The organism is Rhodoferax sp. (genome assembly GCF_028688795.1).
Taxonomy (GTDB): domain Bacteria; phylum Pseudomonadota; class Gammaproteobacteria; order Burkholderiales; family Burkholderiaceae_C; genus Rhodoferax.
In genome coordinates, this window is the sequence record NZ_JAQTXM010000001.1 from 239,732 (window position 1) to 265,414 (window position 25,683).

The following is a 25,683-nucleotide window of genomic DNA, read 5'->3' on the forward strand; positions in this document are numbered from 1 at the left end:
ACATGAGCAACCCACAAGTCGAACTTCACGTCAAAAACTACGGCGTCATCACTCTTGAACTCGACGCTGACAAAGCGCCAAAGTGCACAGCCAATTTTTTGGCCTACGTCAACAAAGGCCACTACAACAACACCATTTTTCACCGCATCATCCCCGGTTTCATGGTGCAAGGCGGCGGCATGGAGCCCGGCATGGCCCAAAAAGCCTGTGACGCACCGATTGAAAACGAGGCCAACAACGGCCTGAAGAACCTGAACTACACCGTGGCCATGGCCCGCACCGGCGACCCGCATTCAGCCACCGCCCAGTTCTTCATCAACATCGCCGACAACACCTTCCTGAACCACACCGCACCCAGCCAGCAAGGTTGGGGTTATGCCGTGTTTGGCAAAGTGGTGGCAGGTACCGATGTGGTCGACAAGATCAAGGCTGTGAAAACCGGCCGCAAGGGTCACCATGACGACGTGCCACTGGAAGACGTGATCATTGAGAAAGCCGTCGCGCTGTAAGCCGCGTCATACCCACCACGCTTGCCTCCAAGCACACCGCCTGTACAACCTGGCCGTGTGCTTTCTTTGTTTTGGCTGACCCACAGTTCATGACCCATCCGCCTGATCTCCCGGCCCGCGCGGCAATCACCGCCCCGGTGCTCTGGCGGTGCATTGATTTCATCTCAGACCAGCACTTGCAGGCCAGCCAGCACGCCACGTTTGACGCCTGGCAGCGCTACATGGCGCATACCGAAGCTGATGCGCTGTTCATTCTTGGTGACTTGTTTGAAGTGTGGGTTGGCGACGACATCACCCAGGCTACAGACGACCCGGAAGGCGCATTTGCGCTGCAATGCCAAAAAGTCATCCAGACGACTGCTGCGCGCCTGCCGGTGTATTTCATGCACGGCAACCGCGACTTTTTACTGGGGGAAGATTTCGCCAAAAATGGCGGACTTAGCCTGCTGCCTGACCCCACCGTGCTGAGCTTTGACGGCCAACGCTGGCTGCTCTCGCATGGCGACGCACTGTGCCTGGGCGACGTGGACTACCAACAATTTCGCCAGCAAGTGCGCAGTGACGCCTGGAGATGTGCGTTTTTGGCCAAACCATTGGCCGAACGCCAAGCTGTCGCACACGGCCTTCGCGCTCAAAGCGAAGCGCGCAAAACCAGCGGCGCAAGCTACGCCGATGTCGACACCGCCATGGCCCTGCGATGGCTAAAAACCGCCCAAGCCAACACCCTGATCCACGGCCACACCCATCACCCGGCGGACCACACGCTTGGTCAACTTAATGACAAGCCACTGCGACGATTGGTTCTGAGCGACTGGGATGCAGATGCCAAGCCGCCAAGGCTGGAAGTGCTGCGGCTACAGACCGGGTCTGCACCCGAACGTTTCACCCCCACAACTTGAATCCGCCCGGCGGGGCGAGGGGGTTGGGGGGAGTGGGGGCTCCCCCAGAACCTCAAGCCTTCAACAACACCTTCAACACGTTCTGCACACGCCGCACCTGCGCCGCATCAAAACCGGACGCCAACACCGTGGCGGCATCCTGCGCCCAGGTTTGCGCTGGCGCCGGGTCATTGCGCTTGGTCAACAACTGCAGTTGCAACATGCGCCGCGCACTCAATTGTTCGGCAGGTGTCGGCACCTCAGCCGCCATCTCAAGGCGTAACAGCGCTGTGGCGGCGTCACCCGAGGCGGGTTGCGACAGGGCTTTGACCCAGGCACCACGCACCACCGGGGTAACACGGTTGCCAAGTTCTTGCACGCTGGGCACTTGCTCGGTGTCACGCGTTTCCCAGGCGGTCAGCAAATGGGTCAAGGCTTCGCCGTGGGCCTGAGCGGCCAGCTTGCGCAAGGCAAACTGGGCTTGCTCCAGTGCGTCACGCTGGGCGCGGAATGCGGCGTCGCCCAAACGCGGCGCGTCAAAACGCTCGCCATAAGCCGGGCGGTCTGAGCGCTCACCACGCGGGCCACCACGGTCATCAGTGCGGCCTGGGCCACCAGGGCCACGGGAGTCACGCGCGCCGTCACGGCCAGCGGGTCGGCCACCGTCTTTGCGGTCGCCAAATTTGCCGCCACGACCCATGGCAGCGGGTTCTTCTTTTTTCATGCCAGGGCGGTCATCACCGCGCATGGCAATGACGCGCTTGGGCGCCACCACGGGTTTGACGGGTTCGGCTTCGGGCGCCGCTTCTGCGGCGCTGGGGCTGGCCACTTCCGACGACTCGGTGCCTTCAGCGGCATCGGCCGACGCTGGCGCAGATTCACCGCCCGCGGTGTCAACAGCATCGCTTGCGTTCGCATCGCCGGACGCACTGACGTTTGCTACATTATCAGTAGCTCCTTGCGCATGTTCTGCTTGGGCTAGAGCCGTATTTTGTTCAGAAACTTTAGCCGCGACCACAGCGGCTTGGGCTTGCGCCTGGCCACTGAGCGCAGCCTCAAGTGAGGCCATGGCGCTGCGAATGGCTTGCACATCACCCGACGCATTGGCAGTTTGCAAGGCTTTGGAAGCATCAAGCACGATGCGGTCGCGGTCGCTCAAGGCGCTTTGGGCTTTCTCACGCTCTTGTGTTTTGCGGTTAAAGGCTTCGTCGATTGGCTTGCGGAACGCGTCCCACAGCTTTTGCTCGTGGCGGCGGTCAATTGGCACACGGTGCGCTTCTGCCTGCCAGCGTTGTTGCAGGGCCTTGACGGCATCAATGCGAAGCATGGCTTCGGCACCCAATGCGCGGGCCTCGTCGATCATGGCGTGGCGGGCTTCCAGGCTGAGCTTCTGTAAAGTTTCCAGCGGAGCGGCGGCATGGTCAATGGCGGCTTTCCACATGGGCTGCAGCTCAGCGAACATTTTTTCACCCACGTGGCCAGACTCGCGCCAACGGTCGCCAAACTGGTGCAACACGCGGCTGAAGCCTTTCCAGTCGTCGTCCAGCGCGACCCGGTTGGCCTCAGCCCAGGCCTTGACTTCTTCGATCAGCGCCAGGCGCTGGGCGCGGTGCTCGGCGGACTCGGCCTTGACTTTTTCAAGCCACACCTCGACCACTTTGTGGGCTTCGTTGCAGGCATCATCAAAACGTTTCCACAAGGCGTGGTTGGCCACACCGCCTTGGTCAGTGGTTTTCCACTGCTCACGCATTTGACGCAAGGTGTCTTGCATCTTGCGTCCACCGATGGCTTGGCCTTCAGGGCGCTTGAGCAAGCCTTCAGCTTTGATCACCAATTCTTCACGCAACTGATCGGCACGCCAGCGCTGCCAGCCCTCCAACTCACCCGCTGCCACCAACGCGGCGTGCGCCTGGGCTTCGAGCTTGTCGTCAATCAAACGGCCGTTGTCCTTGAGTGCCTGGCGCAGCGCATTGGCCACACCCACACTGGTCTTGCCATGGCCTTGCGCCATTTCATGCTCTAGCTTTGCGAGCACCTCACGAACAAAAGACGTGGCTTTAGCCCGAATTTCGGGGTCAACCTTGGGCTTGGACGCTGCCACGGGGGCTTCCAGCGGAATACCACGCGCCACGCGAATTTCGTCAGCCCAGACTGGCACCTTCGGCAGCGGTGAGCTGGCATCGGCAGCGGCCGCAATGGTCAACATCAAGGCCTCGCTAAAGGCCTCCCACACCAACAGCAGTTGCGCCTGCGAGTCTTGCAACTGGGGCACAAAGCGCGCATCCACGCTGGGCCAATTGGCATCGCCCGAGAGCGCTTGCGCCTCAGTTTGCCAATGCGCCACATCCGCGGCCAGGGCTTCCTGGGCGGCTTGGGCATCGGCCCATGGCTTGGTGGACAACACTTCAATGCGTTGGGCCAGCAGCACAGCGGCTTCACGCTGCACCTGCACGCGGTGCTGCAGGTCTTCAATGGTACGCACACGCTCCACCAGCTGGACCTTCAGGCCGGCCAGGGGTTCTTTGCTCAAGGGCGCGCCAGCTTTGGCGGCATCACGCTGCCAAGCCAGGGCGTCGGCCAGGTTGAGCTTGGAGGCAGCCAACAGGGCTTGCGCCTTGTCTGTCCATTCAAGTGCAATGGTGGCCTGGGTTTTGCTGCGTTTGATCTCGTCGAGCTTTTCCCGCACCAGCTTGGCGGCGCCCTTGTCCTTGACACTGAGCTCTTTGAACACCTGCTGAAGCTGCTCGCCACCGGGGTTGCTGGCCAGCCACTCGCGGATGCAGGCCATGCGCTCGCCCGATGTGTGGGCAGAAAACGCGCCACGCGTGAGCGCATCCAGCGGGTGCGCCTCATGGCTTTTGGCGGTGACGGCAGGTGCGTCAGGGGTGGGGGCTGCTTTGCTTTGGGTAGAAAAAGGGAACATCGACATCGCGCACTAAAGATGAGAAGTGCCCGCCGCAAGGCAGCGGGAATAAACGCGTATTTTCGCCGGGTTTTGCGCAGGGCCCAGAAAAACAATTTGAACCACCCTGAATTAGCCCGGCGATGAGGCAAACGAGGTCACAAAACCAATGCGGCAAGACCGTTTGTAGCGTCTGCAAAACAAAACCTCGCGAACCTGGACGGCGCGCGGGATTTTGAAGGCATGAAAGTTACCGGCGCTGTGCCACGAAGCTGCCGGTGGAGCCGTCAGTATTTTTATAGGTGCCGCTGCCGGTGCCTAACAAGGCGCTCAAAGTACCACTGGCCGCGCTGTTGCCAGGCTCTGAATAGGTGAAAGCGCCGGTTGCGGGGTCGGTGATGGCGAACGTGCACGTGTTGGCCAGGCCCGCGCTGCTTTGGCAAGTGAAACTGCCGTCTGCCTTGAAGAAGACCGTGGTGCCGTCCGTGTACCGCGGGTCACGCAAATCCCAGGTGCCTTGGTAAGACCCGGCCGTCAGAGTCAAAGGCGCCGACGGGTTCTCTGCGCTCACCCCCAGCTTGGCCAGCAAGGCGGTGGTGGCCACGGTGTTCAAGCGAGCCGCCGTGCTGACACCCAGCTTATTCTGATAACCCTGATAGATCACGCCATTGCGTTCGACAAACACCCGGGTAAAGGACAGGGGTGCGGCTTGAGTGGGCAAATTGTTCAGCGTCAGCACGCGCGCATCGGCCAGAGTGGCAATGGTGTAGGTGCCCGTTCCAATCGGTGTGCAATTGCGGGTGGAGCCATTGTTGAACCGCTCTTTGCAGGCGTAATAAGTGACCGGATTGGTGCCAGGCCCCTTGAACGCCACGCGAAGTTTGGTATTGGTTGTGAAGAAGCCCGGGGCGGTGCCCGTGCCCACTGGTGCTGACCCAACCTTGCCAATGTCGACGCTGCTCTGACCCCAAGCTTCATTCCGAGGAGCATCCGGGTTCGTGTACGTGACACCGCCGTAAACAAAGCTGCCGCCGGTGTATTCGCACGGCGTCCCGGTCATGGCGCCCATCATGCCCTCCAGCGTGGTGCTGTTGGCCCCATTGCCGTCAAATTCAGGCGAATTACAACCGGTGCCTGCGGGTTGCGTGGCCACCACACCACCAGAGGACACCGCAAGGGAATATTGGGTCACCAAATTGCTCTCGCCCACTGGAAAACTGCCTCCTGGGTAATAGCTGATGGCCGCAGTGACCGTGGTGAATGTGTATCCATAGAGCGACGAACCCACCGGGAACACCGTGCTACCCAGCACCGCAGGGTCAGCCACGCTCAGGTTGGTGTGGCCCGCCGAGCGCACTTGCGCGTAGACCTCTGCCATGGTTTTGCCGCCAATGTCAGACGTGGTACGCGCGCTGTTGCCCGTTTCGAAGTTGCCGCAATAGTTGTAGGCGTTGTTACCCAGCGCGTCAGGCACGCCTGCGGTGTTCTCAAAATTGATAGGGCAATTGGCCCAGGCGCTGCCATTCCAATGCACGTCGGATTGACGCCATGGGTCACCGCCCGTACCCCACTTGGCCAAGTTGCCCGCCGCGCTACGTTGGCGCCGCTCCACCTGCTTGATGTTGCCGCTGGCGTCGGGGGTGTTTTGTGCTGGCGAAGAAGTCAGCAAACGCGTGTAGAAGTTCGCAGCATCGGTGAAACTTAAGCTGCTCAAGGTGAGTTCACCGGCCACAGGCACGGCGGGCACGGGTGTTACCGGTGCGTCTGCCACCGTGCCACCATCGCTGCCACCGCAGCCATAAAGTGAAAGTAACCCAGCGCTGGCAACGCCATACGCCCAATTTTTCAGAAAAATTTTCATAAGGCCCTCATCAAGTTGTTTTGGACACAGGTCATGAAGAAACGCCACTTGGGCTTTTCTTGACCTGCATCACAAATGTCGGCGGGTTGTGGCTATCGCGCCATCCCATGTTTGTGGGATATCAAAGGCCAACACGTGTGGCAAGTATTGGTGGTGGTTGAGGCCGACGGTATGCAAGTGCGTGAATTTTTAGCGGGCAGCCTGGTGTCGATGCAGGAGTAGGCGCGGGCCATTGCGGACATCTGCCAACGCAGCCGTCGTGCTGCGACTATTGCGCCGCCAGATTCAATTCGGCACGCGGCTGCCATGTGGCTTCGGGCAACACGGCTTTGGCAGCTCCCAAAAACAGTCGCTCAAGCGGCAGCTTCAAGCTGGCCAGGTAATCACGCACCACTACACCGCGCTTGAGCGCAAGCGCTTGCATGGCCGATTCGGTGGCGCTCAGGTTGGCCAGCAACAGCGCCTCCATCTCAGGCACCGGCAGGTCCTTTGCCAGACCAATCAGGTTGCGCGGCTTGGGAAAGTCGGCACGCTTATAGACGGCCTTCAACAACACCGGGTAGTCTCCAGCAGAGATCGCCACAGCGGTGGGGGCGGTGGCCGAAGCCGCGACGGCGGGCCCGGCTCGGCTTGCTGCATCCGGCTGGGTGCGGCGTTTTTCAGCCAGCAACAGCGCTTGCAGCTGTTCACGCTTGAAGGCTTCGCGCTCCACCTCCAGGCTGGCGGTGCCGACCACCGTCATCTTCAAAGCCGGGCGCGCCAGCAATGCTTTTGCCACCTTGTCCAGCCCACCGCGTGCCTCTGGCGTCAGTGCCGCTGAACCGGGCGCAAAGCTGACCATGCTGAGCTCGTCACCACCGCCGCCAAAGGCGCTGGCCAGCAGCGAAAACGGCGCGGTGATGGCTTTGGTAATCAAATTCACAATCAGCTTGAAAACAATGGGCGCCAGCCGAAACTGCGGGTCGTTGAGGGAGCCACTGACTGGCAAATTGATGTCAATCACGCCATGACGGTCCGCCAGCAAAGCCACCGCCAGCTTGACCGGCAAGCTGGCGGTGGCGCCTGGCACCTGCTCGCCAAATTTGAGCTGGTTCAGCACGATGTTGTTGCGGGCAGTCAGCTGGCCATCGGGCTGCACCTTGTAGGCCACATCCACACTGAGCTTGCCGCGCTCAATGCCGTAGCCCGAGTAACGCACCGAATAGGTTGACAGCGGCGCCAGTTCCAGGTCGCGCACATGGCCGGCAATGTCCAGCGCCAGCGGCTTGGCCAAGGGGTTGAGCTTGCCAACAATTTCCAGCGTGGCGGTGCCTTCTACGCGCCCCCGCAGTTCCAGGTCAGCCAGCTGGACCTCACCGTTGCTGGCTTGAGAGGAAAACGCGCTGAGCTTGCCGGTGAGTTCTGTCAGACGAGCCGAATAGTTGGGCTTGATGAAGCGATCGGTAAAGTCAACCCTGCCACCCATCAGACTGACCGGGCCAAAGTCGATCACGGCTGCCGTGGCATCTTTTGAATCATTTAGACCTGTAGACCTTATAGAAACTGCGTGAGAAGCTATTAATTTTGAATCATCCGGTGCACTAACTGGCACCGTCGCCGTGCCTGCGGCGCTGGCGGCACTGTTGCTGCCCGTGGCCAGCACATCTTGCAAGTTCAGCCGGCCGGCCTCGCTCAAGGTCAGCTTGGCATAAAAATCACTCAAGGTGGTTTGGGCCACGGCCACGCGCGGGGCGGCACCGGGGGCCAGCGCGACATCGAGTCCAGTAAGGCTCAGGTCTTTCCAGCTCAGCAACTCCTCGGCGGGCGCGAAGGGCTCGGCCTGCGCCAGGCTGCCGACCTGAAAATCTTCCAACCGGGTGTCGCCGTGCAACTGCAAGGCCATGCCACCAGGCTTTTGGGCAAAGTTGACTCGCCCTTTGAAACTGGCATCGGCGCGCAGCAGGGCCACGTTCAAGGCGTCGGCCACGTAGGGCTCTAGCCCGTGCAGGGGCAGACGTTTGGCCGTGACATCACCCTGCACCGCCACCGGGCTCAGCACCACCGTGCCGCGTCCAGCCACACTGCCCGGCTCGGTTTGGCCGTGCTGCATGCGCGCGGCCAAGGTCCAACTGAAGGGCTTGCTGCTTTGTGAGCTGAAGTTTTTCAATTGCATTGACACACCCGACAGGTCGAACGCGACCGGCTTGGGGGCTGCGGCGTCTGTGTAGCCAAACGCACCGTTGGTCACACTCACATCCTGGATGGCGACCAGCCAGGGTTTGGGAGGCAGACCGGGGGCGACTTTGGCGGTAGCCTTGGCCGCGTCTTGGACGGCACTTTGGGATGGGACCCGATCCGTGTGTGGGCCGCCCTTCAAATCTGGCTCGGAGCTGACTTTTGAGTTGGTTTTGAGCCAGTCTTCAAACATCCAGCGACCATTCGACTGGCGCGCCAGCGTTGCTTTTGGCTGCGTCACACGCACTTGACCGAGCGTGACGGTTTGGCCCGTCAGATCTACCGTTGCGTCTCGCAGCTGCACCTGCCGGACGCTGGCCAACAGCGCTTTGCCAGCAGCCTTGGTTGTTTTAGATGGGGCCGAGGAAAGTTCAAGCTTGTCCAGCGACAGGCTTGGCACCTGAAGCATCAGCTGCATGGGCTCTTGGGGCGACCGCGCGGCTTGCCAGGTCAGACCCAACTCGGCACTCAACAGGCCACTCAGCCCGGGCACCAGTACATCAGCCAGATAAGGCGCCGCCAGATTCAGGGGCGCATCGGTGAGTTTCGCCGTGGCACTGGCGGTCTGGTCGGTGGCCGTTCCCTTAAATGACAAGGCTGCCGTGTCGAGCAGGGCACTGCCCTCGAACGGCACACGCTGCGTGACTGGCCACTGCAGCGCCTGGGCCGACAAATCCAGCGCGCGAAGCGCCAAGCGAGCAGGCGCAAGCGTGGTGTGATCTTTCCAGCTCAATTCACCGCCCTGCACGTTGACCTGCGCCACCGCCACGGTCCATGGCGATAAATTTTGATCATTTAGGCCTGTAGACCTTTTAGATAATGCGCTAGTAGCTATATTATCAGGAGCAATTTTTTTGACTGCGTTAGGCGTCGTAAACAATGCCTGCCAATCAAGCACACCTTGAGCATTGCGCTGCAAGGCGATCTGCGGCTTGAGCCAGTCCACGCGCCCCAACTGCACGTTGCGCGTCAGCGGGCGCACATCGGTGAGCTGCACACTCAAGCGCTCAAAAGCCATCAAATCCTGCGCTGGTGCTGTCTTTTGGGCTGGTGCCACCAGCTTGACCTGGCTGGCCGTCACCAGCCCGCTCAAGACCACCGAGGTCTGCTGGGCCTGCTCGAATGCCAACTTCAGGTCTGCGTTGAGCACCGCCGAGGTCAGCCGCACCGGCAAACTGGCGGGTTGGTAGGCCAGGTAAGGCGCGAGGTCAAGGCTCTTGAGTTTGAAGTTGGCTTCGGTCTTCTGGTTGTCAGCAAACGGTGTGCTCTGAGCGCTAGAGTCAAACCGGCTGCCATTGAATTCAAAAGCCAGCTGCGGCTGCACCTGCACGTCACGTTTGGCGTCCAGGTTGCTCAAAAACGGCAGTTTGACGGTCAAACCAGTCAGCCGATGCACTTGGCCCACTGCCGCATCGTCCAGCGTGACCTCACCCTGTGCCAACACCAGGTTGTAGAGCGCAAAACCAAGGGGTGTGGCAGTGGGTTCGCTTGGGGACTGGTGCAAACGCGCCAGCACATCGTCCACGTCGTAATGCCCAGCGCCCAAATGCTTCAGCCGCAGTTGCGGCGCGTCAATTTGAATCGCATCCGCCACAGGCGCCAGCCTGAAAAGCGATTGCGCTTCCATATCTATATAGAGGTGCTTGATGGCGAACTGTGGGCTGGGGTTGGCCGCGTCCGCATGGGCCACGACAAAGTCATCAACCGCCAGCTCAAGTGACCAAGGTTTGAAGTCGACGCGCCCAATAGTCACCTGGCGCCCAAGTTGCCCGGACAGTCGTGTTTCAAGCTGGCTTTTCAGCAAGGGTGGCAGTGCCAGCCATGACAACAGCCACAGCAACAACAAGCCACCAATCGCCATACCCAGCCGGCGCACCCCCTTGGTTTGGATCAAAGCATCTGATTTCATAGCTGGCAATTTTGAATCCAACGGCGCCAAACCCCCGAGGCAACACCCTCAAAAATGCGAATTAAATCACGATTTACAATATAACAAATAGATTTGATATGGTTGACTTGGTATATTCAAGCCCCTTAGAATCCGCCGTCCCTGGCACTATCAGGGAAAACCCGCCCCCCGCTGCCGACCCCGGCAACATCAAGTTTCTGCACTCACTGGAGAAATACCCGCAGGATATTGATAGCGTAACAACCCAGGCGCTGCCCCTGGCGATCCGTGTGCCCCGTGCATCACGCCTCGACAGATCAGCGCGCAAGAAGGAGAAGCTATGTCAGCATCTACAAAAATGACCACCAGCCTGCGGCGCATCACAGCGACCGTCACCAAAGGCTTTTTCGAAATCACGCACAACAGTTTCGCCCTGATCGGCCTGGCTGTTTTATTTGCCGCCATGACCCTGGTGGCCCGTCCCGAACTTCGCCAGGTTGGCGAGATCCAGTTGTTCAGTTGGCTGAAAGATCGCCAGGCTGAAGTCAGTGGTGTGGTGAGCGACCTGGTCGCCAGTGACCGCGCTACCGCAGCTGACCCCAAAGTGTTGCCCAAGCAACAAGCCGCAGTGGCCTATTGGCTGAGCAAAAAGTACCGCGTGGCGCCAGAGCCCGTTAGCGCGTTGGTGGCTGAGGCCTATGAAATTGGCGCACGCACCAAACTTGACCCCACGCTGATTCTGGCAGTCATGGCGATTGAATCCGGCTTTAACCCGTTTGCCCAGAGCCCGGTTGGCGCACAAGGCTTGATGCAAGTCATGACCAAAATCCACAGTGACAAATACCAGAGCTTTGGTGGCACGTTCGCAGCCTTTGACCCCTTGGCCAACCTGCGTGTGGGTGTGAAGGTGCTGCAAGACTGCATTCGGGTGGCTGGCTCTACTGAAGGTGGCCTGAAATACTACGTCGGCGCGGCCAACCTGGAAGACGACAACGGCTATGCGTCCAAGGTGATGGCTGAATACGCCCGCCTGCAACAGGTGGCTCAGGGCCGTCAAATGTCCATAACAGCCGCCCAACCCAATCCGGCCCCCGCAAGAACTGAGGCTTTGGTTGTGCCAGCAACACCAGCAGCACCTGCTGGTAACCCTGACAAAGCGGCCACCGTGGCCCTGAATTAACCGCTTCAGTTAAACTGCGCACCGCACGCGACTGGCGATAGGCAGCGCCCTGAAAAGGGGTGTGCTGCTGAAGTGGGAACACCACGGGGGAGCGTGCCGCAAAGCCCATTGCGGTTTTGTGATCAGCCGTTCGCCTGGGCACCTTAACCCACGTCTTTAAGGACCGCCATGTTCAACCGAAACATCCTCATCGAGCAAACTGACCCCGAGCTGTTTGCCGCCATCCAATCTGAAAACCAGCGCCAGCAAGATCACATTGAGCTGATTGCCAGCGAAAACTACGCCTCGCCCGCCGTCATGGCCGCGCAAGGCACGCAGCTGACCAACAAATACGCCGAAGGCTACCCCGGCAAGCGCTACTACGGTGGCTGCGAGTTTGTTGACATTGCCGAGCAATTGGCCATTGACCGCGTCAAACAGATTTTTGGCGCTGAAGCTGCCAACGTGCAACCGCATTGCGGCGCATCGGCCAACGAAGCGGTGTTTTTGGCCTTTTTGAAGCCCGGCGACACCATCATGGGCATGAGCCTGGCCGAAGGTGGCCACCTGACGCACGGCATGGCGTTGAACATGAGCGGCAAATGGTTCAACGTGGTGAGCTACGGCCTGGATGCCAATGAAGCCATTGATTACGACGCCATGGAGCGCAAGGCGCATGAGTCCAAACCCAAGCTGATCATTGCCGGTGCCAGCGCCTACAGCCTGCGCATTGACTTCGAACGCTTTGCCAAAGTGGCCAAAGACGTGGGCGCCATCTTCATGGTCGACATGGCCCACTACGCCGGCTTGATTGCTGCCGGTGTCTACCCCAACCCCGTACCGCACGCTGACATCGTCACCAGCACCACCCACAAAAGCCTGCGCGGCCCACGCGGTGGCATCATTCTGATGAAGTCGCAGTATGAAAAGGCCATCAACAGCGCCATCTTCCCCGGCCTGCAAGGCGGCCCGCTGATGCACGTGATTGCAGCCAAGGCTGTGGCCTTCAAGGAAGCGTTGCAACCTGATTTCAAGATCTACCAGCAACAAGTGCTGACAAATGCCCGCATCGTGGCCGAAACGCTCACTGAGCGTGGCCTGCGCATTGTGAGCGGCCGCACCGAATCGCATGTGATGCTGGTCGATTTGCGCTCCAAAAACATCACCGGCAAGGAAGCTGAAGCCGTGTTGGGCGCTGCCCACATGACCATCAACAAAAACGCCATCCCCAACGACCCGGAAAAACCCATGGTGACCAGCGGCGTGCGCATTGGCACCCCGGCCCTGACCACCCGTGGGTTCAAGGACGAAGAAGCACGCATCACGGCTAACTTGGTGGCTGACGTGCTGGACAACCCGCGCGACGAGACCAACATTGCCGCCGTGCGCGCCAAGGTGAACGCATTGACCGCGCGGTTCCCGGTCTATGGTTGATTGCGGGACAGACCGCAGTGACACGCAGTGCACCAGCACTGTCCGCAACTGATTAAGCAACGATGAAATGCCCCTTCTGCAGTCACCCCGACACCCAAGTGGTTGAAACGCGGGTGTCTGAAGACGGGGGCTTTATCCGCCGCCGGCGCCGCTGCGCGTCTTGCGACAAGCGATTTACCACCTACGAGCGGCCTGATGTCACCTTCCCGGCGATTGTCAAAAAAGATGGACGTCGCATTGAATATGAACGCGCCAAGCTGCTGGCGTCCATGAAGCTGGCGCTTCGCAAGAGGCCCGTGAGCATTGAGCAGGTCGATGGCGCGGTCGAGCGTATCGAAGAAAAACTGCTGAACCTGGGCCTGCGCGAGGTGCTGTCCACCCGCATTGGCGAGCTGGTCATGCACGAACTGAAAAAGCTCGACAAGGTGGCTTATGTGCGCTTTGCCAGTGTGTACCGGAGTTTTGAGGACATTGATGAGTTTCGGACGCTGGTGGATGAGGTGGGGCGGTAGGCCATTAGCTACGCACACCCTACCGCTGATAGGGCAAAACAAACCACTCGTCCATTTCGGACTAAAACAATCCTTTCACTTCGGGCATGCTGCATACATATGAAAAATTTGTATGGGTTTTCCTTGATCGAATTGCTGGTGGTGATTGGCATCGTGGCGGTTCTTGCTGCGCTAGCAGTGCCCAGCTTTCAAGGCATGATCGCCGCATCGAACCTGACATCGACCACCAATGACCTGATTGCCACCTTTGGGCGCGCAAGATCAGACGCGATTCGCCGGGGTAAACGCGTTACGGTCTGCATGAGCGCTGACAGTGCCCAATGCACCACCACTGGCGACTGGTCACAAGGCTGGATCATGTTCAACGATGATGACCACAGCGGCGCAAGCGCCAATGTCGATACCACCGATGAAACCATCACCGCCATCAGCCCTGCACTGACTAACACCATCATCATCAAAACCAAGGGAAGCATGCCCTATGTGTCTTACGGTGCCGACGGGCAAGCCAAGCTGATGAATGGAGGCTCAGGTGCTGGCACTATTCGCGTCTGTAGCCCCTCATCTGCATTGACTAACGACACACGAGCGCGGGACATCAAGATCAACTGGGTCGGGCGCGTCAATATTGAAAAACCAGCTGGCGTTGCTGCTACTTGTCCTGCGCCAACATGAAATCGTTATCGTTGTTCATCAAATGCTTATGAAACCCAACTCGTTAAAAACCCAAGGTGGTGCCAGTTTGATAGAAGTCCTTGTGGCGCTGCTAGTCACCAGTTTTGGCCTGCTTGGCATGGCCGCCCTGCAAGCGCGCGCCATCAAAGGCAACCAAAGCAGTATGCAAAAGACACAGGCGGTGGTGATGAGCTACTACATCCTGGACGCCATGCGGGTAGACCAGGCCAGTGCCAAAGCTTTGGCTTACAACACAGGCTCACTGGTCGCTGGCAAGATTGGGCCGATTTGCAATCCAGCCGCCGTGACAGGCACAACCTTGGCCGATAACAACCTCAAGGACTGGATAACTTCACTCAAATCAGCGATAGGAAACAGTGCTGACACTACCACCTGTGGTGCCGTACTGTGTGATGCCGATGGCAATTGCCACGTGCAAGTGCGATGGGATGACAGCCGTGCGGGTGGGCTGGGGGTACAAATTGTTGAAACCTTTTCCAGGCTTTAGGGCAGACCTATGAACCATTTAAAGCCCTATACAAACCAGTCAGGCGTGAAGTGCATTACCGCAGCGCCAAGGCAACGTCGATACCAACGCGGCCTAACACTAATCGAGTTGATGATCTCGCTGGTACTGGGTTTGGTCATCGTTGGAGGTGTGCTTAATATCTTTATCTCCACCAATCAAACAGCCAAGGTCAATGACAACTTGATGCGCATTCAGGAGAACGCCAGAACAGCGTTTGACCTGATGGCACGCGATATTCGTGAAGCAGGGCTTAATCCATGCGGTGTAATAAAAGTGGTCAACGTGATACGGGTATCTGGTGCCATTCCGTGGTGGTCTGACTGGAATGGTGGCACGATTCGTGGTTACGACGGCGCAGACGATACCGCATCGCAAGTAGGTTTTGGTACGGCAGCGAATACCCGCGTCTCTGGTACCGATGCCTTGACATCGATACACACAGCAACTGACCAGCACGTCATTACAAGTCACGCAGACACAGAAATCGACTTGGCAACAGTCACAGGCTTGGCGGCTGACGACATTGCTCTAGCTTGCGACGGTCTACAGGCGGCATTGTTTCAAATAGGCACCGTAGGAGCAGGATCCTGGAAACACATTAGCTACGACAAAGATTTCGCTCCTCTTAACTGTACAAACAGTCTGGATACAAATGTCGCCTGTACCACCAGCGCAAACAAGATATTTTCAGCCAATGGGTCGGTTTCGAAATTGGTCACATCTTTCTGGTACGTAGGCCATAACGCCCAGGGGCAGCGCTCCTTGTTTCGTACCATGATCAAAAGCACCAACACCAGCGTAACCAATCCACCCGATGAGATGATTCCAGGCGTGCAAGACCTGCAGATCACCTACCTCACCAGAGACGGCACGACCGGTATCCTTGCCAACAACTGGGTGGCTGCCGATTCAATCACTAACTGGACTGATGACAACACCACCGCACAAGTCGTCGCGGTGCGCATTGACCTGACTTTGCAAACCAGCGACAACGTGAGCACCAGCCAGACCCCGATTCAGCGGCATTTGATCCATGTGGTTGGACTACGCAACCGCGACACATTTATTGCGCCATGACAAATACACATCATTTCATGCGCAGTCAACAGCCGCAAAGGCAACGCGGTGCTGCCCTCATCATCAGCCTGATCCTTCTGGTCATCATGACACTACTGGGTTTGGCTGGCATTCGCGGTATCACCCAGGAAGAAAGAATGGCCAACCACAGCCTAGACAGAAGCCTGGCATTTCAGGCCACCGAAGCAGCCCTACGTGACGTCGAACAGTTGGTCGAGGCCAACAAACCCACCCCTACAGCAGGCTGCAGCGTGGTGGCCACCTTGATGAGCTGCGCCCCCCCCGCGGCAACCGATACACCACGCTGGCTTGATGACACTTTTACGTCATGGCAAGCTTTGTCAGCCGTCGGCACAGGTGTATTGGCCGTGACACCTGAATATTTTGTAGAGTTTCTTGGTGCCGACTTTGAATGTCGCCCCGGTGAGGGAACTGCCTCAGGCATTACCTGCAAACGCTACCGCGTCACCGCACGCAGCCACGATGGCAGCAGCGCAAGGTCATCGGTCATGCTGCAGTCGATTTACGCCACTGACTAACACGCAACCCAATTTCACAAGGAACTGCCATGAAGTTCAGTAATTACTTTGCCTTAAGCGTCAAGTCTGCAACGCTGACTACTGCGACGCTTGCCGCCCTGGCGTCCAGCGCCGTGACCATCCCCAACACACCTTTGGTCACCCAAATCAGCGCAAAACCTATGGTCATGCTGGTGGCAGGCAAAGACCACAAATTATTCTACGAAGCCTATAACGACACGGCAGATATCGATGGAGATGGCTCCATTGACATTCGGTTTAAACCCAGCATCACCTATTACGGCCTGTTTGATTCAAAGGTCTGCTACTCGGACAATGGCAGCGGCGAAGGCAATAGTGGCTTATTCACACCAAGTTCCGCAGCAGGAGCGTTGAACACATGCGCTAGCGGGTGGTCTGGTAACTGGCTAAATTACATCACGACCAGCCGCATCGACTCGCTCCGAAAAGTACTTTATGGAGGCTATCGGGAGGTCGACAGCACAACGCAAACCATTCTGCGCCGTGCCTATATTCCGCAAGACGCTCATTCTTGGGCCAAAGAATACGCCAGTGCTACGGTGGATGGTTACAAGATCAGTGACTACACAACTCTGTCATCGCCAAGCAGCGGAAAACGTCACTTTTTCGGGAACCTAACTGCCAATGCTGGCAAAAACTGCAAAGACTTGGACGACTGCAGCGATTTGCCGCCACTCATGTCAGTGGTCACAAACTCAAGCAAACGAGTCTGGGAATGGGCTTCCAAAGAGCGGCCCGTATTGGACGGCACACATGGTGGCACACGCAAAGACTACACGGTGAGGGTTAAGGTTTGCACCGCAACATTCAACGAGGGTTGCAAGCAGTACGGCACGGTCTACAAGCCCATCGGCCTGCTGCATGACTATGGTGAAAACAACTCTATGCTTTTCGGATTGCTCACTGGCAGCTATGACAAGAATATGTCGGGGGGTGTTTTAAGAAAAGTGGTCTCATCTTTTGCAGATGAGGTGAGTTCCACTACTGGCATATTCACAAGCAGCGCGAAGATCGTAAAAACCTTTGATCGCCTGCGAATCCGGGATTTCAACAACGACAGGACTGACAATGCCTACAAAGGCGGCTGGCAAACCACATCAGCCATGACGGAAGGTCTGTTTCCAGACTGGGGTAACCCCATAGGTGAAATGATGTACGAAGGGGTACGCTATTTTTCCGGAAAAAGTGCCGGGACCAGTGCCTTCACTTCTGCGGGGACGAAAGACTCCGAAGTAGGTCTATCCACCGTCACCTGGGACGACCCATATGCAAGTACGAGCGCTGCCAAGGCCCCACGCTGCGCCAAAGCAAACTTTCTGACCATTTCTGATATCAATCCATCTTTTGATTCTGACCAAGTGCCCGGTAGCGCATTCGCCAGCTTTACTGGCGACTTATCACTTTTAAATGTCACCAATGAGGCAGACAAAATCACTGCAGTGGAATCCGGCATCATTGGGCAGCGCTTTATTGGGCAATCAGGGACGGTCAGCGACTCGGCACCGACAGCCAAGGCGGTCAGTTCGTTGAGCAATATCCGGGGGCTGGCACCCGAGGAACCGACAAAACAAGGTAGTTACTATTCCGCGGCAGTGGCGTATTTTGCGAAGCGCTCGGACCTGCGCAGTGATCTCACAGGAACACAAAACATTGACACGTTCAACGTGGCGCTGGCCTCACCATTGCCACGTATGGAAGTCAAACTTCCTAACGGCCGCGGGGTTACGCTAGTTCCTTTTGCCAAATCCGTAGGTGGATCTAGTATCTCCAATGTGAAAGGCGACTTTCAGCCAACCAACCAGATTGTCGATTTTTATGTTGAAACAATCGCCAATTCCAGCACGGCCGATGCGGATAGCACTGTCAATGGTGGACGTTTTTACGCCAAATTCCGGATCAACTATGAAGACGTTGAGCAAGGTGCCGACCACGATATGGATGCCATTGTTGAGTACGAGATAAAAGCGAATGCAGATAGCACTGTTCAAGTCATCCTAACGCCCACCTACCAAGCCGGTGGAATTCAACACAGCATCGGCTACATCATTTCAGGTACTACCAAAGACGGTGTCTATTTGGTGGTGCAAGACGAAAATGTCGATATTCCTTATTTCCTGAACGTTCCTCCGGGGAAGGCCCCCGGCGACTGTGACGTAGCGACCATGCCGGCAGCATGCAAAAAGCTGCCTTACATCGGTGGTGCCAGTCCCCTGGACAAAAGCAACATCACATTTACATCAAGCTCGACTGCCTCTGCTACCCTCCTTAAAGACCCGCTTTGGTACGCTGCAAAATGGGGTGGTTTCAATGACAAAAACAACAATGACAAGCCAGATTTGACCAGCGAATGGGACACCGACGGCAACGGTGTGCCCGACACTTACTTCCTCGTTCAAAACCCGCTCAAACTCAAAGAATCGCTCAAGAAGGCTTTCGACAGCATTTTCAAAACCAACTCCAGCGCCAGCAACGTCATTGCCAATAGCTCCAGCATCACGACCAATTCCCGGGTTTTCCAGGCGCGCTTTGACTCCAGTTACTGGTCTGGCGATCTGGTTGCCTACCCTGTGACAAGCTCAGGTGTCAGCACCACCACCGAGTGGGAGGCCTCGGCAAAGGTACCAGCGCCGACTTCACGTCAACTGTATATTCACACCCCCAGTGGGGCAACATCCGCTTTCTCATGGGGCAGCCTGTCTTCGACAGACAAAGCTTACTTTGATGCAGACATCTCAACCACAATTGACAACAGCCAGGATGTTGTTGATTACTTGCGTGGGGTGCGTACCAAGGAGTTGCAAAACTCCGGTAACTTCCGTGATCGGTCTACCCATGTGTTGGGCGACATCGTGCACTCATCCCCTTTTTATGAAAAAGACAGCGACACCATTTATGTCAACGCAAATGACGGCATGCTTCATGCCTTCAAAGCCAGCAACGGCAGTGTCGCAAATAGCGCTGGCACGGAGTTATTTGGGTTCATCCCGTCCGAAGCCGTATCGCGACTCAAAGCGCTAACCTCACCCGGCTACACCCATGAATATTTAGCTGATGGCGATGTGGTGGTATCACCCAAGACCGCGGAAACGGGAAACAGCAATCTGCTTTTTGCAGCACTTGGCCGAGGTGGCAAGGGTTTGTTTGGGCTTAACGTTACCACCCCAACCACTTTTGGCAGCTCAAACTTTCTCTGGGAATACACGCCCGCTGGTAGCACAGCCGCCGCCGCAGATGCAGATCTTGGACTCATGTTAGGGCGACCAATTTACGCAAAAATGAACAACGGCACAGGCGCTGTCATTGTGAGCAACGGGTACAACAGCTCCAGCGGCAAGGCTGTGCTGTATATCTTTTTATTGAACAGCAGCGGCCAGATCACCAGCGTCAAAAAACTCGACACTTTGGTCGGCAGCGACAACGGCTTGGCTACACCAGGCGTGTTTGATGCCGACGGCAATGGCACCATTGACTATATTTACGCTGGCGACCTTAAAGGCAATGTTTGGAAGTTTGACGTGAGCTCAAGCACCATCAGCACCTGGTCAGTTGCTCTGAGTGTCAAACCCTTGTTTGTTGCAAAAGATGCATTAGACAACCCCCAACCGATAACCGCGCCAATCACTGTAGCGATTGACACCGTAAGCGGCGACACCCACGAAGGCAAACGCTTTGTCTTTTTTGGTACAGGCTCGTATTTCCGCACGGGCGACCCGGCTGCTACTGCAATTCAAACTTGGTATGGCTTGATTGATGAAAGCACAGCAATAACCGACCGGACGCAATTGAGGGAACGAACCGTCGCAGCATCTGGAACCTTTGCAGGCAAACCGGTACGCGCGTTTTCCGCAGCAACTGCGGGTGACATGGTCGGAAAGCACGGGTGGTACTTAGATTTCACCGCACCCCCGGGTGAGCGCATGATCACAGAGCCCATCGTTTATAAGTTGGCGTTGCCAGTGCTGGTGTCGAGCTCGATCATCCCCGCAGCCACGGACCCATGCATACCGGGCGGCACGGGTTATATCAATGCCCTCAGCCCGTTCACTGGCGGTTCAGTCACCAAGGGTATTCTGGACGTTAACAACAACAAAAATTTTACGGACGATTTACTCTCAACTTTATTTATTGGATCAGTCGATCTGGGAATTGGTCTGCCAAGTCGACCAACATTGATAGGCGGCAGACTGGTTGTAGGTGGCACCAGTCCAGACTTGGACAAACGCGTCGCTGACATTGGTGTCAATCTGGGTCTGACGCCCCTAAAGGGTCGCATTTCGTGGCGTGAAATTGTTCGGGACTAATTACTATGAATAAACGTTTTCAGTTGGGCTTTACATTGATTGAACTCATGATCACTGTCGCCATCATTGGCATTTTGGCAGCCATTGCACTGCCTAGCTACCAAGAGCATGTGTTGCGAACGCGTCGCGTCACCGCCGGCGCTTGCTTGATGGAGCTGTCACAGCAAATGGAACGCCAGTATGCAACAGCCATGTCTTACGTGGTGGCACTACCTGCGGCAAGTTGTCAAACCGATCTAGCCAGTTTTTACACCTTTGCATTTGCAACCAGCGAACCAACAGCCTCAACTTACAAAATTGAGGCAACGCCAACAGGTGCACAAGTTGGCGATACGAAGTGCGACACGCTCTCGATCAACCATTTGGGTGAAAAGACAGAGTCAGGAACTGGTTCAGTAGCAGATTGTTGGCGCTAATATTTCCGGCGGTCGCAGGGATCGGACACTCATCAACAACACATTTGCTGGCCTGCGTGCAGTGCGCGGTACCACCTGTGGCCAAGAAAACCGTCGGTAAAATGCGGGTAAACCAGCATTCCGATTCACCCTCTCGGCTTTCTCTTTCAACTTTTTTGAACAGGACCCTCTCATGTCTCTCTTTTCCGCTGTCGAAATGGCCCCGCGCGACCCCATTTTGGGTCTGAACGAGCAATACAACGCCGACACCAACCCAGCCAAGGTCAACTTGGGCGTGGGCGTGTACTTTGACGACAACGGCAAGCTGCCGTTGTTGCAGTGCGTGCAGGCGTTCGAGAAGACCATGATGGACAAGCCCACGCCGCGTGGCTACCTGCCGATCGATGGCATTGCCGCCTACGATGCAGCCGTCAAGGGCTTGGTGTTTGGCACCGACAGCGAGCCCGTGAAGAGTGGCCGCATTGCTACCGTGCAAGCCGTTGGTGGCACCGGCGGACTAAAAATTGGCGCCGACTTTCTGAAGCGCCTGAACCCCGATGCCAAGGTGCTGATTTCTGACCCAAGCTGGGAAAACCACCGCGCCTTGTTCACCAATGCCGGTTTTGTGGTGGAAAGCTACCGCTACTATGACGAAACCACCCGTGGCCTGGACTTTGCCGGCATGCTGGCCGACCTGAACGCCGCGCCCGTGGGCACCATTGTCTTGCTGCATGCCTGCTGCCATAACCCCACGGGTTATGACATCAGCCCGGCTCAATGGGACGAGGTAATTGCCGTGATTAAGGACAAATTTCTGGTGCCGTTTCTGGACATGGCTTACCAGGGCTTTGGCTTTGGTATTGCCGAAGATGGCGCAGTGATTGGTAAGTTTGTGGCTTCTGGCCTGAACTTCTTCGTGTCGACATCGTTCAGCAAAAGCTTCAGCTTGTATGGTGAACGTGTCGGGGCTTTAAGTGTGCTGTGCCAGGACAAGGAAGAGGCTGGCCGCGTGTTGAGCCAGCTCAAGGTAGTGATTCGCACCAACTACAGCAACCCACCCACGCACGGCGGCGCGATTGTGGCGGGTGTGTTGAACAACCCCGAGTTGCGCACCCTGTGGGAAAAAGAGCTGGGTGAAATGCGCGTGCGCATCAAGGCCATGCGCCAAAAGCTGGTGGACGGCCTGAAGGCGGCCGGTGTCAAGCAAGACATGAGCTTTATTACCAGCCAGATCGGCATGTTCAGCTACTCCGGCTTGAGCAAAGACCAAATGGTGCGTCTGCGCAATGAGTTTGGCGTATACGGCACCGACACCGGCCGAATGTGTGTGGCCGCGCTCAACAGCAAAAACATTGACTACGTGTGCGCATCCATTGCCAAAGTGATGTGATGCTTTTGATCGGGTGACGCGGGCCAGAGTCCGACCCGATTTTTATAAGACTTTTAGCTGCCTAGCCCTTATATAATAAGCGCAGGCAGCTATTTTTTTTATAGCAATTTAAATCACCTCATGAAAACCATCAACCTCATTGGCGGCGGCCGCGTGGGACAAACGTTGGGGCGCTTGCTGGTGCTCGATGGTCACTACCAGGTGCAAGACGTGTTGACTCGCAGCGCTGCGTCTGCCGCCCAGGCGGTGGCCTTTATAGGTGGCGGGCGGGCCTTGTCAGACATGCACCAATTGCGCCCGGCCGATGTGTGGATGCTGGGCGTGCCCGACGTCCAGATTGCGCCCTTGGCCAGCGCCTTGGCGCAGCTGGATTTGGCTCAGGCCCCTGCCCTGGCCTTTCATTGCAGTGGCGCGCTCAGTGCCGCAGAACTCGTGCCCATGAAAAACAAAGGCTGGCAAATAGCCAGTGCCCATTGCCTGATGAGTTTCGCCGAGCCGGCTACGGCACTGCTGCAGTTTGCCGGCACGCCGTGTGCGCTTGAGGGCGATGTGCCGGCGCTTATTGAACTGCGACCATTTTTTACCCGCCTGGGTGCTCAGTGCTTTGATTTGGCTGCCGCTGACAAATTGCTTTACCACGCTGGCGCCGTGTTTGCCACCAACTTCTTACCGGTGCTGCAAGATGTGGCCGAGCGCCTGTGGCAACAAAGCGGTATGCCGCCCGACCTGGCGCACCAAATGCGCGCCACGTTGTTGGCCAACGCGGTCCACAACATCGTCGCCCTTGGCCCCAAAGGCGCGCTTACCGGGCCAGCCGCACGGGGCGACACCTCTTTAGTAGCAGCCCAAGGCGCGGCCGTCGCGGAGTGGGATGCGCAGGCGGGTGTGGCTTACCGGTCTCTCAGCGAGCTGGCAGGGCAATTGGGGCGGCGCTAAGCCCAGCCCATCAAGCACGTCAATCAGCACGAGACTTTAACAAAAATTAAATTTTGTGGACTTTTCAACAACAATTGCGAATTATCAATGGCTAGTTGACCGGTTTAAAAATTGCATTCAGTTACAGCACAGCCAGACCTGTTATATTGCACTGCAACATTTTTATAAAAGGTGATCTACCGTGCTCTACAAACTATACGAAACCCAACGTTCGCTGATGGAGCCGTTCACAGATCTGGCGCAATCTGCCGCCAAGCTTTACGGCAACCCTTTGTCGATGATGGGCCAACTCCCCATGTCCCAGCGTCTTTCGGCCGGTTATGACCTGCTGCACCGCTTGGGCAAAGACTACGAAAAGCCAGAATTTGGCCTGCGCACGGTGGACGTGGACGGTGTTGAAGTGGCCGTGCATGAGCGCATTGAGATCAAAAAACCGTTCTGCGAATTGCGTCGCTTCAAGCGTTTTACTGACGACGTCACCACACTGACGAAGCTCAAGGGCCAGCCTGCAGTACTGATCGTGGCGCCCCTGTCGGGCCACTACGCCACGCTGCTACGCGACACCGTAAAGACCATGCTTAAAGACCACAAGGTCTACATCACCGACTGGACCAACGCCCGCCTGGTACCCACGTCTGAAGGTGATTTTCACCTGGACGACTACGTCAACTATGTGCAGGAATTCATCCGCCATCTGCAAAAGCGCTACGGCAACTGCCACGTGATGAGCGTTTGCCAGCCCACCGTGCCAGTGCTGGCAGCCGTGTCGTTGATGGCCAGCCGCAAAGAGCTCACACCCCTGAGCATGGTCATGATGGGTGGCCCGATTGATGCCCGCAAGTCACCCACTGCGGTCAATAACCTGGCCATGAACAAGAACATTGAGTGGTTTGAAAACAATGTGATTTACCGCGTCCCCACCCGTTTCCCTGGTGCCGGCCGCAAGGTTTACCCAGGCTTTTTGCAGCACTCTGGCTTTGTTGCCATGAACCCCAGCAACCATGCCCGCAGCCATTACGACTACTTCAAGGACATGGTCAAGGGGGACGATGCCAGCGCGGAAGCCCACCGCAAGTTCTATGACGAGTACAACGCTGTGCTGGACATGGACTCGCATTACTACTTGGAAACCATCATCACGGTGTTTCAGGAATTCAACCTGGTCAAGGGCACTTGGGACGTGAAAGGCGTAGACGGCAAGGTCGAGCGCGTTCACCCAGAAGACATCACAACCACAGCCCTACTGTCGGTGGAAGGCGAGTTGGATGACATTTCTGGCTCGGGTCAGACCGCTGCCGTGCACACCATTTGCAGCGGTGTCACTGAAGCAAATAAAGAGCATTACGAAGTCGAAGGTGCGGGCCACTACGGTATTTTTGCCGGTCGCCGCTGGCGCGATATGGTGTACCCGAAAGTGGTGGCATTCATTCAAAGCCACCAGCCAAAGAAGGCGGCTGTCACAGCCAAGGCCGCAGCACCCTTGGCTGCGCCAGCGATTGAATCCGCTGTCTCAGCGCCTCAGCCACAAGCGCCAGTGGTACCAGTCACCGTTGCCAAGGCACAAACTCCGATTGAACCCAAAGCAGCGGTCGCAGTCAGTAGCCCAGCCAAGGCCGTTGAAGTGGTGGCCAAGCCATTGCCCAAGCCGGTGGTTGCGCCCAGCACTGGCGCCGCACCGGAAAAAGTTGCGGCAAAGCCAGCCGTATTGCCCAACGCCAAGGCAGCGCCTGCCGTGCTGGGCAAGCAGCCAACCCCCACCAAAAAGGCATGACACCCAGCACCGCCGACCTCTTGGCGGTGCTGCCGCAAACGCAGTGCACGCGCTGCAGCTTTCCTGATTGCGCCGCCTACGCCCAAGCCATTGTTGACGGCAAAGCTGCTATCAACCAATGCCCTCCCGGCGGTATGGCGGGCGTGCAACGACTGGCAGTGCTCACGGGTCACGCGGCACTGCCCTTGAACCCGGTCAATGGGGTTGAGGGTCCCCGCACGGTCGTTTTCATCGATGAAGCCTGGTGCATTGGCTGCACGCTGTGCATCAAGGCTTGCCCGGTGGATGCGATAGTGGGTGCTAACAAGCTCATGCACACCGTGATCGAGCCTTATTGCACCGGCTGCGAGTTGTGCTTGCCGGTGTGCCCAGTGGATTGCATTGAGCTTGAGAATGTCTCCGGCAACGCCACGGGCTGGGCGGCATGGTCACCCGAGCAAGCTGATCAGGCCAGAAATCGCTATGATTTCTATAGCTACAAGCGCAAACGGGAAGAGGCTGAGAATGACAAAAGGCTTGAAGCCAAAGCGGTATTGAAGCTGTCCGACCTAAACACCCATTCCCAGCACACCGATCCGGTCGTGCTCGACAAGAAACGCGCGGTGATTGAAGCAGCGCTGGCCCGGGCCAGAGCCAAACAACTGGCTAACGAGCCCAAGCGCCCGGACGAGCATGAGCACCTGGTGCCGTAA

At 57.2% G+C, this 25,683-nt stretch carries 18 protein-coding genes and 1 riboswitch; of the genes, 15 read left to right on the forward strand and 3 right to left on the reverse strand.

Annotated elements, in window-relative coordinates; all coding sequences use genetic code 11:
• The first annotated feature begins 2 nt into the window (after positions 1 to 2).
• Together PHQ58_RS01135 and PHQ58_RS01140 are read left to right on the forward strand one after the other, a co-directional pair.
• Positions 3 to 509, forward strand: a complete 507-nt coding sequence (locus tag PHQ58_RS01135) for a peptidylprolyl isomerase (protein WP_300105900.1) — start codon at positions 3 to 5, stop codon at positions 507 to 509.
• 89 nt (positions 510 to 598) lie between these two features.
• A complete protein-coding gene (locus tag PHQ58_RS01140; protein ID WP_300105902.1) occupies positions 599 to 1,408 on the forward strand; it encodes a UDP-2,3-diacylglucosamine diphosphatase in 810 nt (269 codons plus the stop codon).
• A 52-nt stretch (positions 1,409 to 1,460) separates the two neighbouring features.
• On the opposite strand, the gene PHQ58_RS01145 is transcribed toward PHQ58_RS01140, so the two are convergent.
• From PHQ58_RS01145 to PHQ58_RS01155, 3 genes are all read right to left on the reverse strand, one after another.
• Positions 1,461 to 4,310 carry a DUF349 domain-containing protein gene (locus PHQ58_RS01145; RefSeq protein ID WP_300106071.1) on the reverse strand — a complete coding sequence of 950 codons (2,850 nt, stop codon included), beginning with the start codon at positions 4,308 to 4,310 and terminating at the stop codon, positions 1,461 to 1,463.
• Positions 4,311 to 4,539: 229 nt separating this feature from the next.
• Positions 4,540 to 6,150, reverse strand: coding sequence for a hypothetical protein (locus tag PHQ58_RS01150; protein WP_300105904.1), 1,611 nt, complete (start codon positions 6,148 to 6,150; stop codon positions 4,540 to 4,542).
• Between the two features lie 268 nt (positions 6,151 to 6,418).
• On the reverse strand, positions 6,419 to 10,273 hold the full coding sequence (locus PHQ58_RS01155) for a DUF748 domain-containing protein (protein ID WP_300105906.1): 3,855 nt from the start codon (positions 10,271 to 10,273) through the stop codon (positions 6,419 to 6,421).
• A gap of 319 nt (positions 10,274 to 10,592) precedes the next feature.
• On the opposite strand from PHQ58_RS01155, the gene PHQ58_RS01160 reads away from it, so the two are divergent.
• The 13 genes from PHQ58_RS01160 to rsxB all read left to right on the forward strand — a co-directional run bounded on the left by PHQ58_RS01160 (position 10,593) and on the right by rsxB (position 25,683).
• The gene (locus tag PHQ58_RS01160) at positions 10,593 to 11,432 is read left to right on the forward strand and encodes a lytic transglycosylase domain-containing protein (protein ID WP_300105908.1); all 840 of its coding nucleotides are present in this window, start codon (positions 10,593 to 10,595) and stop codon (positions 11,430 to 11,432) included.
• Between the two features lie 17 nt (positions 11,433 to 11,449).
• A riboswitch (ZMP/ZTP riboswitch) is annotated at positions 11,450 to 11,579 on the forward strand.
• Positions 11,580 to 11,600: 21 nt separating this feature from the next.
• The gene (glyA, locus tag PHQ58_RS01165; RefSeq protein ID WP_300105910.1) at positions 11,601 to 12,845 is read left to right on the forward strand and encodes a serine hydroxymethyltransferase; all 1,245 of its coding nucleotides are present in this window, start codon (positions 11,601 to 11,603) and stop codon (positions 12,843 to 12,845) included.
• A gap of 62 nt (positions 12,846 to 12,907) precedes the next feature.
• Positions 12,908 to 13,357, forward strand: coding sequence for a transcriptional regulator NrdR (gene nrdR, locus PHQ58_RS01170; protein WP_300105912.1), 450 nt, complete (start codon positions 12,908 to 12,910; stop codon positions 13,355 to 13,357).
• 99 nt (positions 13,358 to 13,456) lie between these two features.
• On the forward strand, positions 13,457 to 14,032 hold the full coding sequence (locus PHQ58_RS01175; protein WP_300105914.1) for a GspH/FimT family pseudopilin: 576 nt from the start codon (positions 13,457 to 13,459) through the stop codon (positions 14,030 to 14,032).
• A gap of 22 nt (positions 14,033 to 14,054) precedes the next feature.
• Positions 14,055 to 14,540, forward strand: coding sequence for a type IV pilus modification protein PilV (gene pilV / locus PHQ58_RS01180; RefSeq protein ID WP_300105916.1), 486 nt, complete (start codon positions 14,055 to 14,057; stop codon positions 14,538 to 14,540).
• Positions 14,541 to 14,549: 9 nt separating this feature from the next.
• Positions 14,550 to 15,638 carry a PilW family protein gene (locus tag PHQ58_RS01185; protein ID WP_300105918.1) on the forward strand — a complete coding sequence of 363 codons (1,089 nt, stop codon included), beginning with the start codon at positions 14,550 to 14,552 and terminating at the stop codon, positions 15,636 to 15,638.
• Positions 15,635 to 16,177: a PilX N-terminal domain-containing pilus assembly protein gene (locus PHQ58_RS01190; protein WP_300105919.1), complete on the forward strand. Its 543-nt coding sequence runs from the start codon at positions 15,635 to 15,637 to the stop codon at positions 16,175 to 16,177. Before PHQ58_RS01185 ends, PHQ58_RS01190 begins: the two co-directional genes overlap by 4 nt.
• Positions 16,178 to 16,206: 29 nt before the next feature.
• On the forward strand, positions 16,207 to 20,499 hold the full coding sequence (locus tag PHQ58_RS01195; protein ID WP_300105921.1) for a PilC/PilY family type IV pilus protein: 4,293 nt from the start codon (positions 16,207 to 16,209) through the stop codon (positions 20,497 to 20,499).
• Positions 20,500 to 20,504: 5 nt separating this feature from the next.
• Positions 20,505 to 20,915, forward strand: a complete 411-nt coding sequence (locus tag PHQ58_RS01200; protein ID WP_300105923.1) for a type IV pilin protein — start codon at positions 20,505 to 20,507, stop codon at positions 20,913 to 20,915.
• Positions 20,916 to 21,087: 172 nt separating this feature from the next.
• A complete protein-coding gene (locus PHQ58_RS01205; protein ID WP_300105925.1) occupies positions 21,088 to 22,284 on the forward strand; it encodes an amino acid aminotransferase in 1,197 nt (398 codons plus the stop codon).
• A gap of 120 nt (positions 22,285 to 22,404) precedes the next feature.
• The gene (locus tag PHQ58_RS01210) at positions 22,405 to 23,220 is read left to right on the forward strand and encodes a Rossmann-like and DUF2520 domain-containing protein (RefSeq protein WP_300105927.1); all 816 of its coding nucleotides are present in this window, start codon (positions 22,405 to 22,407) and stop codon (positions 23,218 to 23,220) included.
• Between the two features lie 181 nt (positions 23,221 to 23,401).
• Positions 23,402 to 24,991, forward strand: a complete 1,590-nt coding sequence (gene phaZ / locus PHQ58_RS01215; RefSeq protein ID WP_300105928.1) for a polyhydroxyalkanoate depolymerase — start codon at positions 23,402 to 23,404, stop codon at positions 24,989 to 24,991.
• Positions 24,988 to 25,683, forward strand: a complete 696-nt coding sequence (gene rsxB, locus PHQ58_RS01220; protein ID WP_300105930.1) for an electron transport complex subunit RsxB — start codon at positions 24,988 to 24,990, stop codon at positions 25,681 to 25,683. The genes phaZ and rsxB overlap by 4 nt, the downstream gene beginning before the upstream one ends.